Here is a 16,468-nt window from a genome sequence, read left to right on the forward strand (position 1 = left end):
GAAACCGCATGCGGAAGATACTCGTCGTCGGAGCCGGCCAGTCCGGTCTCCAGCTCGCCCTCGGCCTCCAGTCGCACGGCTACGAGGTCACCCTGATGTCCAACCGGACCGCGGACGAGATCCGCACCGGCCGGGTCATGTCGACGCAGTGCATGTTCCACACGGCACTCCAGCACGAGCGCGACCTCCAGCTGAACTTCTGGGAGTCCCAGGCCCCGAAGATCGAGGGACTCGGCGTCTCGGTCGCCGCCCCCGGCTCGCACGACCCGGGCCCGACCCAGCGGGCGATCGACTGGCTGGGCCGGCTCGACGGCTTCGCGCAGTCGGTCGACCAGCGGGTGAAGATGGCCGGCTGGATGGAGACCTTCGCCCAGCGCGGCGGCCAGCTGGTCATCCACGGCGCGGCCGTCGGCGACCTGGACTACTTCTCCCGCGCCTACGACCTGGTGCTGGTCTCCGCGGGCAAGGGCGAGCTGGTCCAGATGTTCGCCCGCGACGCCTCCCGCTCCCCGTACGGCGAGCCGCAGCGCGCCCTCGCGGTGGCCTACGTGCACGGGCTGGGCCCGCGCCCGGAGCACCCGGAGACCGAGGCCGTCCGCTGCAACCTGGTCCCCGGGGTCGGCGAGCTGTTCATCATGCCGACGTTCACCACCTCCGGCCGCGCGGACATCCTGTTCTGGGAGGGCATACCCGGCGGCCCGCTGGACGCCTTCAAGGACGTCAAGGACCCGGCCGAGCACCTCTCCCTGACCCTGGAGCTCATGGAGAAGTTCGTGCCGTGGGAGTACGCGCGGGCCACCAAGGTCGAGCTGACCGACGCCGGCGGCACGCTGGCCGGCCGCTACGCCCCCACCGTCCGCAACCCGATCGGCCGGCTCCCCGGCGGCGGCCTGGTGCTCGGCGTGGCCGACGTGGTCGTCGCCAACGACCCGATCACCGGCCAGGGCTCCAACTCCGCCTCCAAGTGCGCGGCCGCCTACCTCGCCTCGATCCTGGACCAGGGTGACGGGGAGTTCGACGAGGCGTGGATGCGGCAGACCTTCGACCGCTACTGGCAGACCGCCCAGCACGTCACCAAGTGGACGAACGCCATGCTCGCGCCGCCGCCGGAGCACATCCTGAACCTCATCGGCGCCGCCGGTCAGCTCCAGCCCGCCGCCGACCGCTTCGCCAACGGCTTCAACGACCCGTCCGACTTCGAGAACTTCTTCTACGAGCCGACGAAGACCGAGGCCTACCTGGCCGAGATCTCCGGAGCGCCGGCCGGCGCGTAGGGGGCGGCGTACCCCTCGTCCGACCCGTCCGTCGCCCCCTCGGGGAGGGCCGGAGGCGCGTAGTGCCGCAGGGGCCCGGCGGCGGGGTCGGGGCGTACGGCGCCCAGGACCGGGTTGGCGGCGATCGGGGAGACCTTGACGTCGGCGCCGGGGCGGGGAGCCTGGACGACCATGCCGTCGCCGAGGTACATCGCGACGTGGGTGGCCTCGGGGAAGTACACGACGAGGTCACCCGGCCGCAGTTCGCCGAGCGGCACGCGGTCCAGCCGGGCCCACTGCTCCTGGCTGGTCCGGGGGATCGCCGTCCCGGCCCGGTCCCAGGCCACCGAGGTCAGCCCCGAGCAGTCGTACGACGCCGGGCCCTCGGCGCCCCACTCGTACGGCTTGCCGAGCTGCTCCACCGCGAAGCGCACCGCCCGGTCGCCCGCCCCCGACGGCTTGGCGTCGTCGCCGAGCGCGCCGGACGCCATGAACCGCTCCTGCGCGTCGGCGATCCCGCTCCGCTCGAACTCCGCCAGCGCGGCCAGCTCCTCGGGGGTGAGCGAGGCGAGCAGTTCCTCGACGGCGTGCAGCCGGTCGCGTACGTCGTCCCGCTCGCTCACCTGGCGTACGGCGAGGGAGCGTTGCGCGTCCAGGGCCTCGCGGGCCCGGCGGGCCAGCTCGTCGGCCTTCTTCGTGTCGCCGGTCAGGCGGCCGACCGTCTCGGCGCGTTCCCGGGCCAGCTGCCCGATCACATGCCCCTGGTCGAGCGCGTGCTGCGGATCGCGGGCCAGCAGCAGCCGCAGATAGGGGGAGAGGTTGCTGCTGTTCTGGTACTGCTGCCGGGCCAGCCGCCCGGCCGCGCCCCGGCTGTCGCTCAGCGAGTGCCGGGTCCGGGCCAGTTCGGCGTCCAGCCGCCGCACCTCGGCCCGCTGCCGGGTCAGCCGGACCTCGGTGCCGTTGTAGGTCTCGGTGGCCTTCTCCGCCTCCCGGTACAGCTCCTGAAGGTCCGTCAGCAGCTCTGACAGGGGGCGGTCGCCGCCGGTCCCGCCGGGTTCGGGCTCGGCCGCGGCGGGTCCGGGCGCCAGGGCGATCCCGGCCGCCATCGCCGCCGTACACACCAGGCGCAGAAGCCTTCCTGACACGTCATCACCTCCGGTACGGGGCGGCGGGTCCGCTCCGTACCGCGAGCCTGTGACGGGCCCGTGGGTTCCGCGCGCCGAGTGTGGGCGGTTCGGCGCAACGGGGTCACCCGTCGGCGTCGTCCGGCTTGCCGCCCGGCGTGGTGTCTGGATCGGCGCCCGGCCCGCTCTTCGCGTCCGGCTTGGACCAGGGCCACTTCCGGCCGGAGCCGAGCCTGCCCTCGGGGTCGTACGCGTACTTCCAGCGGGCGAACCCGAGTCCGCCGCGTCCGTCGCGGGGCACGCGCCGGTAGACGAGCACCGTGGGCGGCCCGCCGTCCGGGTCCGGTACGGGGATGCGGTACGTCTTCGGCGGGTGCCCGGTCATGCCGACCAGGACGGGCAGCACCCGCCCGTCCATCGGGCCGCCCTCGAAGGGGGTGTCTTCGCTCTTCACGGCACCAGTGTCAGCGATCCGCGCGGCGGTGTCAGATGTCCGCCGCCAGCGCCTCGACCAGCGCCGAGGTCTGCGGGTCGCGGCGGGCGGTGACCGTCAGCACGGCGAGGAACTGCTCCACGAGCCAGTCCCGCAGCTCGTCGAGGGGCGGCTGCTTCTCCTCGTCCAGCCAGATCAGCGAGGCCGCCTCCACCGCCGTGATCCACATCCGGACGGTCATCCGCAGCCGGGGGCCGGGCTCGGCCACGTCCAGGTGGCTCATGATGTGCTCGGCGGCGGCCCGGCGCACCCCGTCCACGATGGAGGAGGTCCGGGAGGTCTCCGCCACGCTGCCGCCGCGCAGCAGCGCGCTGAATCCGGTGTCGTGCTGGTCGACGAAGGTGAGGTAGCGGTCCAGGGCCCGGGTCAGCCGGGCCAGCAGCGGTCCCTCGCGGGGCTCGTCGAAGCAGAGCCGCAGCTCGTCGGCGGCCGACCGCAGCGCGGCCTCGTACAGCTGCTGCTTGCCGCCCGGGAAGTACCGGTACACCAGCGGCCGCGAGACCCCGGCCTGCTCGGCCACGTCGTCGAGGGAGACCTCCTCCGGGGGCCGGTGCGCGAAGAGGGCGAGCGCCGCGTCGAGCAGCTGGACGCGGCGTTCCTCGACGCTGAGCCGGCGGTAGGCGGGGGTGGGAGCCTGCGGGGTCATGAACCGCAGCGTAACCCGCACCTCCCCGCCACCCCGCACGTGAGCGGCCGGTACCGGCCCCGCTAGGCCAGCAGCCCCGACGACCTCCACAGCCGCCGGCCGACCCCCCGCAGCACCCCGATGTCGTCCAGGAAGTCGGTGAGGCGCTTCGCGCCGGTCTGCATGATCTCTCGGCGGTGGCCGCTGGCTTTGACCTGCGCCAGCGCCTCGCGCTTGTCGAGGCCCACGTTCGTGTAGACCTCCGGGTTGACGAAGGCGACGGAGAAGACGCGGGCGAACTCGCCGGAGGTGATCCGGGTGAACTCCTGCGACCACTTCGGGGCCGTCACCATCTGGCGGCGCAGCTCCTCACGGGCGTAGCGCACGTGCCGGGCCTCCTCCACGACGTGGATGCGGGTGACGCCCCGGACCAGCGGCTGGACCCGCTCGTCGGGGAAGGTCAGCCGCTGCATCCAGTCCAGGACCTCCTCGCCGAGCAGCGTGGCGGTGAAGGAGCCGGGCGTGGTGGAGATCGTCTTGAAGAGGCGGCCGAGGTGCTGGTGGGCGGGGCTCACCGGGTACCAGGGCGTCTCGCCGCGGGTGATCAGCCGGGCGAACATCTTGGAGTGCCGGCACTCGTCCTCGATCTCGGTCAGCGCGTAGCGCACGTGCGCGCTCGTCGCCGCCTTGTCGTAGATGTGCCGCACCAGCAGCTGCATGAGGATCAGCTCGAACCAGATGCCGAGAGAGGCGAGCGCGGCGGCCTCGTGCTGGGAGAGCACGATGCGCTGCTCCTCGCTCATCCGCTTCCACATCGGGGTGTCGTACAGCGACACCAGCTCCGGCGGCCAGAACCACTTGCCGTCCTCGAACGGCGCCTCCCAGTCCAGCTCCTTGTCCGGGTCGAAGGAGTGCTTGGCGGACGAGTCGAGCAGCCGTTCGGCCACCTGCTCGCGGTCCTTGAGCAGGCCGAGCGCGTCGCGCAGACCGTCGAGCGCGTCGGCTTCCGTCAGGGTCGTCATGGCTGTCCCACCTAGTCGTGTTACCCGCGGTCACTCTGACTGACTCGTCTTATGAGACTGCGTGTCAGCAAGCTCGTCAATCCCCCGCGCACGACTTGTTGACCGCGAGTAAAGAAGTGAGTGGCGCTCAGGCCGCTAGAGCGAGCAGCCCAGACCCTCCGGCACCTGGCCCGTCTCCGGCGCCGTCGCCCCCGCCGGGAAGGAGGTCCGCAGCGTGAAGGCGTACGGTGTCGGGCCGTGGGTCCGCAGGTGCAGCAGCCGGGACTCCGCCTCCGCGACCGTGGGCCGGTGCCCGGCCGGGACCCACCACAGTGCCGTGACCGCCTCAGCGAGCTTCTCGAACCACTCCCGGCGGCGCCCCAGCAGCTCGCGGTGGCGCCCCTGGTACATGAACGCGGTCAGGGCGTTCGCGTCCCGCCACACCGACATGTTGACGATGAGCCAGTCGTCGCCGAACACGGCCACGTCCGTCGCGTTGCCCGAGTCGCTCTGCAGCCGCCACACGAACCCGTCCGCCGCGTCGGCGGTGGCGTTCACCGGCTCGAGGGCGTCGACGAAGTCCTTCAACTGCGGGGAGTCCAGGGGAGCCTTGAGACGCGAGATGTTGACCTGGGCGAGTTCGTACCTGGTGTCGGTCATGGACCGGACGATAAGTCGGTGCCCGGTCGTGCGGTACCCCGCGTCTCACCCGGTGAGCACCGCCTCCATCACCGACCGGGCGATCGGTGCCGCCAGTCCGCCCCCGCTGATGCGCTCACGATCCGCCGCGGTGCCCTCGACCACCACGGCGACCGCGACCTTCGGCTCCACGTCGCCGTCGCGCTGGGCCCAGGAGACGAACCAGGCGTACGGCGTCCCCGAGTTGCCGACGCCGTGCTGGGCCGTGCCGGTCTTGCCGCCGACGGTGGCCCCGCGGATCGCGGCGTTCGCCCCGGTGCCGCTCTCCACCACGCCGGTCATCAGCTCCTTGAGCCGCGCCGCCGTCGACGGCCGCATCACCTCGCGCGAGGGCCGGGACCCGGCCGTCGCCACCAGGCTGCCGCCCGCCCGCAGGGTCCGCTCCACCAGGTACGGCGAGCGCACCTGACCGCCGCCCGCCACGGCCGCCGCCACCATCGCCATCTGGAGCGGGGTGGCCCGGGTGTTGTACTGCCCGATCGACGCCAGCCCGAGCTGCGCCCGGTCCACCGAGGTGTCGAAGGTGGAGCGCGAGACGGCGAACGGGATCCGCACCGCGTCGTCGTTGAAGCCGAACGCCTCCGCCATGGCGGTCATGTCCGTCACCCCCACGTCCACGCCGAGCTTGGCGAACACCGTGTTGCAGGACCACTCGAACGCCTCCCGCAGCGAGGCGTTCCGGCAGCCGTCGGCCTCGTTGGTCAGCCGGGTGCGGGTGCCGGGAAGGGTGTACGGGTCGGGGGAGCGGGTCGGCTCGTCCAGGTCCCGGATCACGCCCGCGTCCAGCGCCGCCGCCGCGGTGACCACCTTGAAGGTCGAACCGGGCGGATAGGTCCGGCGCACCGCCCGGTTGAGCATCGGCTTGTCCGGGTCGCCGTTCAGCCGGTCCCAGGTCCGGTTGGCGGCCGCGCTGTTGCCGGACAGCAGCTGGGGGTCGTAGGAGGGGGTGGAGACCAGCGCCAGGATGCGGCCCGTGGCCGGTTCGATCGCGGCCACCGCGCCCGTGCGCCGGCCGAGGCCCTCGAACGCCGCCCGCTGCGCGGCCCCGTCGATCGTCGTCACGACGTCGCCGCCCGGGTTGTGCGCGCCCGTGACGTCGTTCCACAGCGGGAGCGGCGCGAGCATCGGGTCGGCGCCGGACAGCAGGCCGTCCTCCGCGTGCTCCAGCAGGCTCGTCCCGTACGCCTGCGAGGCGAAGCCGGTGACCGGCGCGTACATCGGCCCGTTCGCGTAGGTCCGTTCGTAGCGCAGGTGCTGCCCGGTGTCCCGGGACCCCGTCACCGCCTCGCCGCCGACCAGGATGTCGCCGCGCGGCTGCTTGTAGCGGGCGATGTCGGGGCGTCGGTTGGCCGGGTTGCCGTCGTACTCCGGGGCCTGGACGATCTGCACCCGGGCCGCGTTCACCACCAGCGCGACCAGCAGCAGGGCGCAGAAGACGGCCGCGTGCCGGATGTGCCGGGTCACGAGGGCGTCCCGCGCCGGGCCGCGTGGCTGAGCCGGATCAGCAGCGCCACGATCGCCCAGTTGGTGACGACCGAGGATCCGCCCTGGGCCAGGAACGGCATCGCCATGCCGGTCAGCGGGATCAGCCCGGTCACGCCGCCCGCGATGACGAACACCTGGAGCGCCACGATCGAGGAGAGGCCGACCGCGAGCAGCCGGCCGAAGGGGTCGCGCGCGGCGAGGCCCGCCCGGTAGCCGCGCTCCACCAGCAGCCCGTACAGCAGGAAGACGGCGGTCAGTCCGAGGAAGCCCAGCTCCTCCCCGGCGGTCGCGAGGATGAAGTCGGACTTGACGGCGAAGCCGATCAGAATGGAGTCCCCGAGGCCAAGGCCCGTGCCGGTCACCCCGCCCGCCGCGAAGGCGAAGAGGGACTGCGCCAGCTGGTTGGGCCCGTCGCCCGCCTCGATGGACGCGAAGGGATGCAGCCAGTCTTCCACCCTGTTGTGCACGTGCGGCTCCAGCCAGCCCACGGCGACCGCGCCCAGCGAGGCCAGCAGCAGGCCGACGGCGATCCAGCCGGTGCGGCCGGTGGCGACGTAGAGAAGGACCACGAACAGGCCGAAGAACAGCAGCGAGGTGCCGAGGTCGCGCTCCAGGACCAGGACCCCGACGCTGACCAGCCACACGGCGAGGATCGGGCCGAGGACGCGGCCGGTGGGCAGTTGCAGCCGCCACACGCGGCGGCCCGCGTACGCCAGCGCGCTGCGGTTCGCGGCCAGGTAGGCGGCGAAGAACACCGCGAGCAGCACCTTGGCGAACTCGCCGGGCTGGATGGAGAAGCCCTCGATCCGGATCCAGATGCGGGCGCCGTTCACCGCCGGGAAGAAGATCGGCACGGTGAGCAGGGCGAGCGCGGCGGCGACGCAGACGTAGGCGTAGCGCGCCAGGACCCGGTGGTCGCGCAGCAGCAGGACGACCACGATGAACAGCGCGACGCCCAGCGTCGACCACACCAGCTGGGTGGGGGCCGCCCGGTCGCCCGGCGTCTCCAGGTCGAGCCGGTAGATCAGCACCAGGCCGAGCCCGTTGAGCAGCACGCCGATCGGCAGCAGCAGCGGGTCCGCCCAGGGGGCGCGCAGCCGTACCGCCAGATGGGCGAGGAGCGCGAGCACACCGAGCCCGGCGCCGTAACCGGCGGCGCCGGGCGGGAGGGTGCCGTGCTGGGCGAGTCCGACGTTGCAGTAGCCGAACACCGACAGCAGCACGGCCATGAGGATGAGCGCGAGTTCGATGCCCCGGCGCCGGGGGAGCCGGGCGACGGGAGCGGGCGTGTCCGCTGGTGCCACGGTGATCCCGGTTCCGGGTCCGGCCTTGGTCATGTCCGGAACTTACCCAAATGGTGTGGTGTGGGGGGCGTCGGCGTCAGCACCAGCGCGGCGCCGGGCCGATGTTGTCGATGTGGCGGGCGGCTCCCCAGGCCCAGGTGCCGTCCGTCAGGAGGTACCAGAGGGGGTTGCCGCGCTCCCGGTTGCCGGGGGCCTTGCAGTGGATGCGGACGGTCTCGCCGCGGCGGGCGTACCGGATGACCTCGCTGCCGCGGGACGGCGAGGTGCGCAGGGGGAGCCGGTCGGTGGTGACCACGCCCCGGTACCGGCCCTGCTCCCGGCGGCCGTCGTCGCCGCCCCAGTCGTCGCCGTTCCCGCCGGTGCCGCTGCTGGAGGAGGAGTCCCCGCCGCCCCACTCGTCGTTCGCGGCGGCGGGCGTGACGGCGACGGCGGTGGCGAGCGCGCCGGCCGCGAGGGCGGTGGCGAGGCCGCGGGCCAGTGGCGAGCGCGAGGACGGTGCGGAGAACTGGGACATGGGAGTACCTCCCGGAGCGAACGGCTTTTCAGCTGACTGTTCGCCACATTAGGAGCGCCCGGTGCCGGCCGCCCGTCACGCTGCGCCATCGGAGCGCGCCGCCCGGACCGTGTGCCGCGCGCCCCGCCGCCGGCTCAGGGCTGCTGAGGCAGCGTCAGCGCGGCCAGCGCCCCGCCGTCCGGCGGGTTCGTGAACTCCAGCCGCGCGCCCAGCACCTCGGCCTGCCCCAGCGCGATCGTCAGCCCGAGTCCGTGCCCCTTGCTGCCGCTCTCGGTGCGGAACCGCTGCGGGCCGTGCGCCAGGAGGTAGTCCGGATAGCCGTCCCCGTGGTCCCGCACGGTGATCACCGGCCCGTCCACGGTCAGCACCACCGGCGCCCGGCCGTGCCGGTGCGCGTTCGCGACCAGGTTGCCCAGCACCCGCTCGAGCCGCCGCCGGTCGGTCTCCACCCGCGCGTCCCGTGCGACGTCCACCCGCGTGTCGGTGCCCGAGCCGCGCACCACCCGCTCCGCCAGTTCGCCCAGCGGCTCCGGTTCCACCTCCAGCCGCTCCCGCCCGCTGTCCAGCCGGGAGATCTCCAGCAGGTCCTCGGTGAGCGTGCGCAGCGCCGCCACCCTGTCCTGCACCAGCTCGGTGGGGCGCCCCGGCGGCAGCAGCTCGGCCGCCGCGTGCAGACCGGTGAGCGGGGTGCGCAGCTCGTGCGCCACGTCCGCGGTGAACCGCTGCTCGGCCAGCAGCTTGCCCTGGAGCGAGGCGGCCATCGAGTCCAGCGCGCCCGCGACCGAGGCCACCTCGTCCTGCGGACGCGTCGGATCCTGCGCCCGGGGATCGCCGACCCGCGCGTCGAGGTCGCCCGCGCTGATCCGCCGCGCCACCCGTGCCGTCGCGTGCAGCCGGCGCGTCACCCGGGTCACCGCGAACGCGCCGACCAGCAGCGTCGCCCCGATCGCCAGCGCCGAGGACCACACGATCGCGCCGTCCAGGCCGTCGATGGTGCGCTCGCCCTGCGAGTGGTCGACCCGCACCGCCAGCGCCCGGCCACCGCCCGCCGGGCCCGCCGCCCACATCGTGGGGCGCCCGTCGGACTCGGCGACCATCGTGCCCCGCCGGCCCGACACGGCCAGCTCGCGCAGCCGGGCCGGCAGCCCCGGCGGATCGAGCCCGGCGCCCCGGCGCAGCGGGTCCCCGGCCTCGTACGCCTCCGTCGCCTCGCCCAGCCTGGTCAGGGCGACGTCACGGGCCTGGCCGACGGTCTGGTTGGTGACCGAGACGTGCACCAGGACGCCGAGCAGCGCGGCGAGCGCGCAGCACATCACGGTGATGAAGACGGCCGCCTTCACCGCCAGCGGACCGGCCCACCGGGGGAGCGCGAGCCTCACCGGGCGCTCGCCGTGGGCGACGCGGACGGCGACGGGGACGGCGACCCGGAGGGCCGCGGCGACGGGCGCTCGGTGTGCAGGCCGCCGTCGTCGGTGCGCAGCATCTCGTCGCTGGTGAGCAGCATGGCCCGCTGGTCGGCGTCCCAGGTCCACTGGAGGCGGTACTCGTAGCCCGCGACCTCCGAGGGCGAGCGGACGATCACCGTCCGCCCGGCCAGCTCGACCTCGCTCACCGCGTCGTCGTAGGACATGACCCGCACGAGCCGCCCCTTCTCGACGGTGTAGACGCGCACGGCGGTCAGCTTCGCGGGCAGCAGCCGGAAGCCCAGCGTCATCTCGGGGCGCCCGTCACCCGTCAGGTCGCGGTAGTACGGCCGGAGCACCGGGCACCCCGCGCGGTCACCGGCGGTGCCGTCCGCACCGCAGTCCGCCATCCGGACGGACGTCTCGTGGTAGCGCGCCTTGGCGCCCGCGTAGTCGTCCGGGTGCGCGGCGATCTCCTCCCGCACGACGGCCACCGGGTCCACCTCGCGGATGCCGCCGGCGGGGACCCGCACGCCCTTGACGACCTCGTTGTCCACCTCGCCGATGTCGTACGCGGGACTCGACGCGGGGGTCAGGTCGGGCCAGAGCCGGGCCGGGCTCCGCGCCGCCGGGGTCGCGCCCGCGCTCCGCAGCCCGCCCGAGTCGCCGCATGCCGCCAGCGCACCGGCCGCCGCGGTCACCAGGAGCAGCGCGACGACGGCGGGAACGCGGGCGGGACGCCCACGGCGGATCGGGAGCACTGCACTCCTGGGGTTCGGTGAGCGGCGCCGACGGTCCCGCACGGCTGTGGGCGGCACCGTACGCCTCTCGGTACGGAAGGCCATTTTGCGTGCGTCCGGGTGTGCCGGGCTACTCGGCCAGGTCCTCCAGCAGCCGCGCGGTGGCCAGTCCGGCCCGCAGATACGCCACGAACAGCTCGTTGTGCAGCGCCCACGGCGAACGCCGGGCCCGGATCAGCCGGACCGCCTCGTCGGCGCCGCTGCCCCGGCGCATCAGCGTGTGCGCGACGACCAGCCCGGAGCGGTTGTACCCGTGACGACAGCGGACGAGGACCTTGCCGCCCCCGTCCAGCGCCTCGCTCGCGGCCTCCGCCAGCCGCATCACCCCGGCGAGCTGCGTCCCGTCCAGCGGCCCGTCCGGGATCGGCCACACGTGGTGCTCGACGCCCTCGGCCGGCCCGTGCCCGGGCAGCCGCAGCAGCGTCTGTACGAGATCGAACTCGTCCCGCACCACGGCGAACTCCACCCGCCCGCCCGGCCGCCGGAACTCGTGCCCGCCCATCCAGAGCCCCGGCACGACCTCGTCCCACGCCCGGCCCGGCGCCGGCACGTCGGATCCCATCCCGCGGGTACGCAACAGCGCCTCCCCATTCCGGCCCGGGGCTCTCGGGGGTCTGCCAACTCCTCCCCAAGGTAGCCGGGTTCTTGCCCCGCAGCACCCCGCCTGGTCCCATGGTGAAGGGGGTGGTGTGGATGGACGGACTGCGCGTCGTACCGGCCCGGCGGCACGGTCAGGACCGCCTCTACGTCTGCCTCCCGGACGGCGGGAACGTCGCCTGGTACGACCGTGAGGCGGCCCGCGTCAACCTGCTGAGCGACGACCGGCGGGACGAGGTCCTCCAGGCGCTGGGCCCCTTCCTCACCGGCCCGGTCGCCGTCGGCCCGCCCCCGGTCCCGACCCCGGCCCAACTGGCCCGGCTCTCCCTCCACCCGGACGACGACCTCGCCCCCAACCGGCCCGGCGAGGCGCTGCTGATCGCCCTGGAGCGCGACCCCGGGCCCGCGCACCGGCTGCGCCCCGACCCGCGCCGCCGCGCCCTGGCGGCCGAGCACGCGACGGGGACGGCCCTCGACCGCCTCGACGGCGCCGGCTGGCACACCCTGCACTCCGTGCCGCTGCCCGGCGGCGACCGCGTCCACCACCTGCTGATCGGCCCCGGCGGGCTCTTCGCGCTGCACGTGCTGCCCGCCCGCAGGCAGCGGGTGCACGTCGGCGACCCCCTGGTCGCGCTGGGCCGCCGGGAACCGCGTCCTCTGCTGCGCAGGGTCCGCGCCGACGCCGACCGGGCCTCCTACGCGCTGACGGCCGAGGTCCGCGCCGTCCTCGTCCTCGTCGACCCGGCCCACGTGACCGTCCCGGCGCCACCGCGCGCGGTCCGTGTCCTCACCGACCGCGAGCTGCCCGACCTGGCCCGCCGGGGCGGGGTGCTCAAACCGGCGGACGTCGAGGCCCTGCACTCCATGGCCCGCGACCGCGCCACCTGGACGCGCCTCTAGGGGGCGCCGTTCGGATCGTTCGGATCGTGCCGGTGGCCCAGGGCCTACGGCAGGGCCGCCGCCCGGCGCCGGTCGAGCAGCGGCGCCAGCAGGTCGCCGTGGTCCCGCACCCGCGGCCCGACGTCCTCCGCCCGGAACACGAACTCCTCCGCCCGCCGGCAGCCCGCCACCTCGTCCCACGTCACCGGCGTGGAGACCGCGGGGTCGGGGCGGGCCCGCACCGTGTACGGGGCGGCCGTCGTCTTGCGGGCGGCGTTCTGGCTCCAGTCCACGAACACCTTCCCCGGCCGCAGGCTGCGCGTCATCCGGTGCACCACCAGCCGGGGCAGGGCCCGCTCGGCCTCCACGGCGAGCGCCTTCGCGTACTCCGACACCCGCTCCGAGGACGCCCCCCGCACCCCCGCCAGCAGATGCAGCCCCTTGGCCCCCGACGTCTTGGCGTACGCCTCGATCCCGTCCGCCGCCAGCCGCTCCCGCAGCCACCCCGCGACCTCGCAGCAGTGCACCACCGTCGCGGGCGGACCGGGGTCGAGGTCGAACACCAGCCGGTCGGCCTCGCCGGGGTCGTCGGCGGTCCACTGGTGGGTGTGGAACTCGGTCACCAGGTTCGCCGCCCACATCAGGCTCGGCAGGTCCTGCACCAGCACCATCCGGGCGGGCCCCTCCGAGCGGGGGACCTCGGCGGTGGTGACCCAGTCGGGCGTACCCGGCGGCACGTTCTTGGTGAAGAACAGCTGGCCGTCCGGACCGTCCGGATACCGCAGGAAGGAGACCGCGCGGTCCCGCAGATGCGGCAGCAGCACCCCGGCGGTCGTCGCGTAGTAGTGCAGCAGCTCGCCCTTGGTGAAGCCGGACGCGGGATACAGCACCTTCTCCAGATTGCTGAGGGCCACCCGCCGCCCCTCCACCTCCGTGATAGGCGCCATACCATGAGAATCGCACGGAACACGGACAAAACGCCCGACGAACCGCCCGACCGGAAAGGTGCTGCACGTGCGATCGATCTGGAACGGCGCCATCTCCTTCGGCCTGGTCAGCATCCCGATCAAGCTGGTGAACGCCACCGAGAGCCACTCGGTCTCCTTCCGCCAGATCCACACCGAGGACGGCGGCCGGATCCGCTACCGCAAGGTCTGCGAGCTGGAGGACCGCGAGGTCACCCAGGCCGAGATCGGCAAGGCGTACGAGGACGCCGACGGCTCGATGATCCCGATCACCGACGACGACCTGTCCCACCTGCCCATCCCGACCGCGCGGACGATCGAGATCGTCGCCTTCGTGCCCGAGGAGCGCATCGACCCGCTCCAGATGGGCTCCGCGTACTACCTCGCGGCGAGCGGCGCCCCCGCCGCCAAGCCCTATACGCTGCTGCGCGAGGCGCTCAAGCGCAGCAACCGGGTCGCCATCGCCAAGTTCGCGCTGCGCGGCCGGGAACGCCTCGGCATGCTCCGGGTCGTCGGCGACGCCATCGCCATGCACGGTCTGCTCTGGCCGGACGAGGTGCGCGCCCCCGAGGGCGTCGCCCCGGACTCCGGTGTCACCGTCCGCGACCAGGAGCTGGACCTCGCGGACGCCCTCATGGACACGCTCGGCGAGATCGACCTGGACGACCTGCACGACGAGTACCAGGAGGCCCTGGAGGAGGTCATCGCCGCCAAGTCGGCCGGCGAGGCCCCGCCCGAGGCCCGCGAGGAGGAGAAGCCCGGGAAGGTGCTGGACCTGATGGCCGCGCTGGAGAGCAGCGTGCGGGCGGCGCGGGAGTCCCGGGGCGGCGACGAGGGCCGGGCGGAGGAGGCCGAGGTCCGGCCCCTGCCCCAGGCCAAGAAGTCGTCCCGGCGGGCCCCCAAGGAGACCGGCGGCAAGAAGTCGACGTCCGCGGCGGCGAAGAAGACGGCGGCGAAGAAGGCGGCCCCCAAGAAGTCGACGGCCGCCGCCGGGAAGTCCACGGCGAAGTCCGCCCAGCCGGCCAGGAAGGCGACGGCCGGGAGCACCGCCAAGAAGACCGCCGGCAGGAGCGCGGCCGCCAAGAGCACCGCCAAGACCACGGCCAAGAAGACGGCGTCCCGCAAGCGCAGCGCCTGACGCCGCCGGTCAGCGGGTGCGGTCGCGGGTCCGGAACCGGAAGATGACCAGCCCCACCGCGCTGAAACCGGCCGCCCAGGCGAGGCCGAGCCCGAGGTGCCCCCACAGGGCGGTGTCCGCGAAGGCGTCGCCGGCCGCGAACTGCATGGGGCCGAAGGACGGGAACCACTGCAGGATCGGCTCGTTGGCGAGCGGGTTGCCCAGCGGGTTCTGCAGGAACGTGTCCATCAGCCCGCCCATGATGATCAGGAAGAAGCCCTCCAGGTCCCGCTTCACCAGCACCCCGAGGAGCAGTCCGAGGGCGCCGTAGGTGAGCGCGATGACGGTGAACCCGGCGAGCAGGCCGAACCAGGCGCCCACCGTCGGTCGCCAGAAGAGCAGGGCCGCCAGCGCGGTGTAGAGGGCGATGCCGGTGGCGACGGCGGCCACGGCGAGTGACTTGGCCCCGATGAGGGTGGACTGCCTGAACCCGGCGAAGACGAGCCGCCGGTCGAACGCGAGCGACTTGCGCACCGCGTCGAAGACGACGAACCCGGCGATCATCGTGACGCAGTTGAGCCCGGCCGTGATCAGGGTGAGGTGGCCGGCGTCGACGCGCAGGACCTCGCCGGTGGCGTACAGCTTGAACTCCAGCGGCTCCCCGCCCGCCATCGCGGTCATGACCAGGTACCAGAGGGGCACGAAGACCCCGAGCAGCAGCCCGGCGAGCCGGTTGCGGGTCTGGTCGCGCACCGAGAAGCGCAGGGCGGTGGGGAACTGTCCGTACCGCGGTCCCGGGTGGGTGGCCGGTTCAGGCGTCGGCATGGCGGGGCTCCCTTCCGGCCGTCCGCGCGGTGAGACGGCCGTCGGCCAGGTCGGCCAGCAGGTCGAAGCGGTCCTGCTCGAAGACGAGATGGGTGATGACCACGACGGCCTTGCCGCGGGCGCGCAGGTCCGTCACCAGGTCCCAGAAGCGCAGGTACGTCTCCCAGTCGAAGCCCTGGTACGGCTCGTCGAGGAGCAGCACCTCCGGGTCGTGCAGCAGGGCCAGGGTGAGGTTGAGCTTCTGCCGGGTCCCGCCGGACAGTTCACCGGCGGGCGTGCCCTCGTAGCGTTCGTAGCCCAGGGCGCGGACGAGTTCCCGGCCGCGGTCCAGGGAGGGCAGGCGGTGCGCGGCGGCGAAGTAGTCCAGGTGCTGTCCGACCGTCAGGCTGCCGCTGAGCACCGGTTCCTGGGGGCAGTAGCCGAGCGTCCCGGTCAGCGAGACCTCGCCGCGGTCCAGGGCCAGCGTGCCGGCCAGTGCCTTGAGGAGGGTGGACTTCCCGGCGCCGTTCTCACCGACGACGGCGACCAGTTGCCCGGGGGCGACGTCGAGGTCGGCGCCGCGCAGGACGCGGTGGGTGCCGTACGCCTTGTGCAGGTCGCGGGCGATGAGCACGGGGGCGGGGTCGGGTGCGGTCGGCATGGGCGGTCACCGTGGCCTTCCCGGGCCTTTCGGCCCTCCTGGACTGCGGGGCTTCCTAGGTGTGCGGGGGTGCCTCCCGGGGAGGCGGCGCGTTCAGTCCGCCGGCGTAGATGCCGAGCACCTCGGGGGCCCAGCGGGCCATTCCGTCGGCGGACAGGGGGTCGGTGCCCAGGACCTCGCCGATGCGGTCGCGCAGCAGGAACACGGCCAGGTCGTTGGCGAGCAGTACGGCGGCGCGGACCGCCGGGTCCCGGCCCGGCACGGCCACCCCGGCCGCCGCCAGCCCGGCCAGGGCGGTGCGGCTCAGCTCGTAGAGGCGGCCGAACAGCAGCCGGCCCGCCTCCGTGTCGGTCAGCAGCAGACGGCGCAGGTAGCCGGGCAGGGGGGAGTCGGCCGGGAAGTGGCGGGTGAACGCCGTGCTCAGGGAGGCTCCCGGGGTGGATGCGCCGAGGGGCTCGGTGCCGTCCTCGCCGGTGAGTTCGCCGAGGACCGCCTCGAAGGCGGTCACGACATGGCGGTCGATCTCCTGGCGCAGTCCGTCCTTCGAGCCGAAGTGGTGCACCACGAGGCCGGGTGACACCCCGGCGGCCGCCGCGATCTGCCGCACGGTCACCGAGTCGGGTCCGTGCGCGGCGAACAGGGTGAGCGCCTCGTCGCGGATGAGGGCCCGCGTGGTCCGGTCCTCCGGGATCCGGTCCGCCGTGATTGAACGCATGTACAACATACTAAACAAGCGTTCAGCGC

The 16,468-nt window shown here is 73.7% G+C and carries 18 protein-coding genes; 3 read left to right on the plus strand and 15 right to left on the minus strand.

All coding sequences use genetic code 11. The features are described 5' to 3' along the window. Positions 1-8 precede the first annotated feature (8 nt). Positions 9-1,274 (plus strand): styrene monooxygenase/indole monooxygenase family protein, encoded by a 1,266-nt coding sequence (locus ACFC1X_RS26055; RefSeq protein WP_376357460.1) that lies wholly within the window; start codon positions 9-11, stop codon positions 1,272-1,274. Here the strand turns inward: ACFC1X_RS26055 and ACFC1X_RS26060 are convergent. The 11 genes from ACFC1X_RS26060 to ACFC1X_RS26110 form a co-directional block, all read right to left on the minus strand. Then, positions 1,235-2,398: an NlpC/P60 family protein gene (locus ACFC1X_RS26060; RefSeq protein ID WP_376357462.1), complete on the minus strand. Its 1,164-nt coding sequence runs from the start codon at positions 2,396-2,398 to the stop codon at positions 1,235-1,237. The genes ACFC1X_RS26055 and ACFC1X_RS26060 overlap by 40 nt on opposite strands. A gap of 103 nt (positions 2,399-2,501) precedes the next feature. After that, entirely contained in the window at positions 2,502-2,831 is a 330-nt protein-coding gene (locus tag ACFC1X_RS26065; RefSeq protein WP_376357464.1) for a hypothetical protein, read from the minus strand. 31 nt (positions 2,832-2,862) lie between these two features. Next, positions 2,863-3,516: a TetR/AcrR family transcriptional regulator gene (locus ACFC1X_RS26070; protein WP_352156546.1), complete on the minus strand. Its 654-nt coding sequence runs from the start codon at positions 3,514-3,516 to the stop codon at positions 2,863-2,865. 62 nt (positions 3,517-3,578) lie between these two features. Further along, positions 3,579-4,517, minus strand: coding sequence for a diiron oxygenase (locus tag ACFC1X_RS26075; protein WP_376357466.1), 939 nt, complete (start codon positions 4,515-4,517; stop codon positions 3,579-3,581). A 135-nt stretch (positions 4,518-4,652) separates the two neighbouring features. Continuing rightward, positions 4,653-5,156, minus strand: coding sequence for a DUF3291 domain-containing protein (locus ACFC1X_RS26080; protein WP_376357468.1), 504 nt, complete (start codon positions 5,154-5,156; stop codon positions 4,653-4,655). Positions 5,157-5,201: 45 nt separating this feature from the next. Further along, positions 5,202-6,659 (minus strand): penicillin-binding transpeptidase domain-containing protein, encoded by a 1,458-nt coding sequence (locus ACFC1X_RS26085; RefSeq protein WP_376357470.1) that lies wholly within the window; start codon positions 6,657-6,659, stop codon positions 5,202-5,204. Next, positions 6,656-8,017 (minus strand): FtsW/RodA/SpoVE family cell cycle protein, encoded by a 1,362-nt coding sequence (locus ACFC1X_RS26090; protein WP_376357471.1) that lies wholly within the window; start codon positions 8,015-8,017, stop codon positions 6,656-6,658. The genes ACFC1X_RS26085 and ACFC1X_RS26090 overlap by 4 nt, the downstream gene beginning before the upstream one ends. A gap of 43 nt (positions 8,018-8,060) precedes the next feature. After that, positions 8,061-8,498, minus strand: coding sequence for an SH3 domain-containing protein (locus ACFC1X_RS26095; protein WP_376357473.1), 438 nt, complete (start codon positions 8,496-8,498; stop codon positions 8,061-8,063). 134 nt (positions 8,499-8,632) lie between these two features. Continuing rightward, the gene (locus ACFC1X_RS26100; RefSeq protein ID WP_376357475.1) at positions 8,633-9,877 is read right to left on the minus strand and encodes an ATP-binding protein; all 1,245 of its coding nucleotides are present in this window, start codon (positions 9,875-9,877) and stop codon (positions 8,633-8,635) included. Beyond that, positions 9,874-10,662, minus strand: coding sequence for a hypothetical protein (locus ACFC1X_RS26105; RefSeq protein ID WP_376357477.1), 789 nt, complete (start codon positions 10,660-10,662; stop codon positions 9,874-9,876). The genes ACFC1X_RS26100 and ACFC1X_RS26105 overlap by 4 nt, the downstream gene beginning before the upstream one ends. A gap of 109 nt (positions 10,663-10,771) precedes the next feature. After that, the gene (locus ACFC1X_RS26110) at positions 10,772-11,251 is read right to left on the minus strand and encodes a dual specificity protein phosphatase family protein (RefSeq protein ID WP_376357558.1); all 480 of its coding nucleotides are present in this window, start codon (positions 11,249-11,251) and stop codon (positions 10,772-10,774) included. 143 nt (positions 11,252-11,394) lie between these two features. Between ACFC1X_RS26110 and ACFC1X_RS26115 the strand changes: the two genes are divergently transcribed. Then, entirely contained in the window at positions 11,395-12,198 is an 804-nt protein-coding gene (locus tag ACFC1X_RS26115; RefSeq protein ID WP_376357560.1) for a nuclease-related domain-containing protein, read from the plus strand. 44 nt (positions 12,199-12,242) lie between these two features. Here the strand turns inward: ACFC1X_RS26115 and ligD are convergent, their stop codons facing one another. Continuing rightward, positions 12,243-13,124: a non-homologous end-joining DNA ligase gene (ligD, locus tag ACFC1X_RS26120; protein ID WP_376357478.1), complete on the minus strand. Its 882-nt coding sequence runs from the start codon at positions 13,122-13,124 to the stop codon at positions 12,243-12,245. A gap of 67 nt (positions 13,125-13,191) precedes the next feature. Between ligD and ACFC1X_RS26125 the strand changes: the two genes are divergently transcribed. Beyond that, the gene (locus ACFC1X_RS26125) at positions 13,192-14,280 is read left to right on the plus strand and encodes a Ku protein (RefSeq protein ID WP_376357480.1); all 1,089 of its coding nucleotides are present in this window, start codon (positions 13,192-13,194) and stop codon (positions 14,278-14,280) included. A gap of 9 nt (positions 14,281-14,289) precedes the next feature. On the opposite strand, the gene ACFC1X_RS26130 is transcribed toward ACFC1X_RS26125, so the two are convergent. From ACFC1X_RS26130 to ACFC1X_RS26140, 3 genes are read right to left on the minus strand one after another with little or no spacing between them, the layout of a single operon-like run. Then, on the minus strand, positions 14,290-15,084 hold the full coding sequence (locus ACFC1X_RS26130; RefSeq protein ID WP_376357482.1) for a hypothetical protein: 795 nt from the start codon (positions 15,082-15,084) through the stop codon (positions 14,290-14,292). After that, on the minus strand, positions 15,071-15,724 hold the full coding sequence (locus ACFC1X_RS26135; RefSeq protein WP_376357484.1) for an ABC transporter ATP-binding protein: 654 nt from the start codon (positions 15,722-15,724) through the stop codon (positions 15,071-15,073). Before ACFC1X_RS26135 ends, ACFC1X_RS26130 begins: the two co-directional genes overlap by 14 nt. 55 nt (positions 15,725-15,779) lie before the next feature. Then, positions 15,780-16,439, minus strand: coding sequence for a TetR/AcrR family transcriptional regulator (locus ACFC1X_RS26140; protein ID WP_376357486.1), 660 nt, complete (start codon positions 16,437-16,439; stop codon positions 15,780-15,782). Positions 16,440-16,468 lie beyond the last annotated feature (29 nt).

It is taken from the genome of Streptomyces sp. NPDC056128 (assembly GCF_042263835.1).
Taxonomy (GTDB): Bacteria; Actinomycetota; Actinomycetes; order Streptomycetales; family Streptomycetaceae; genus Streptomyces.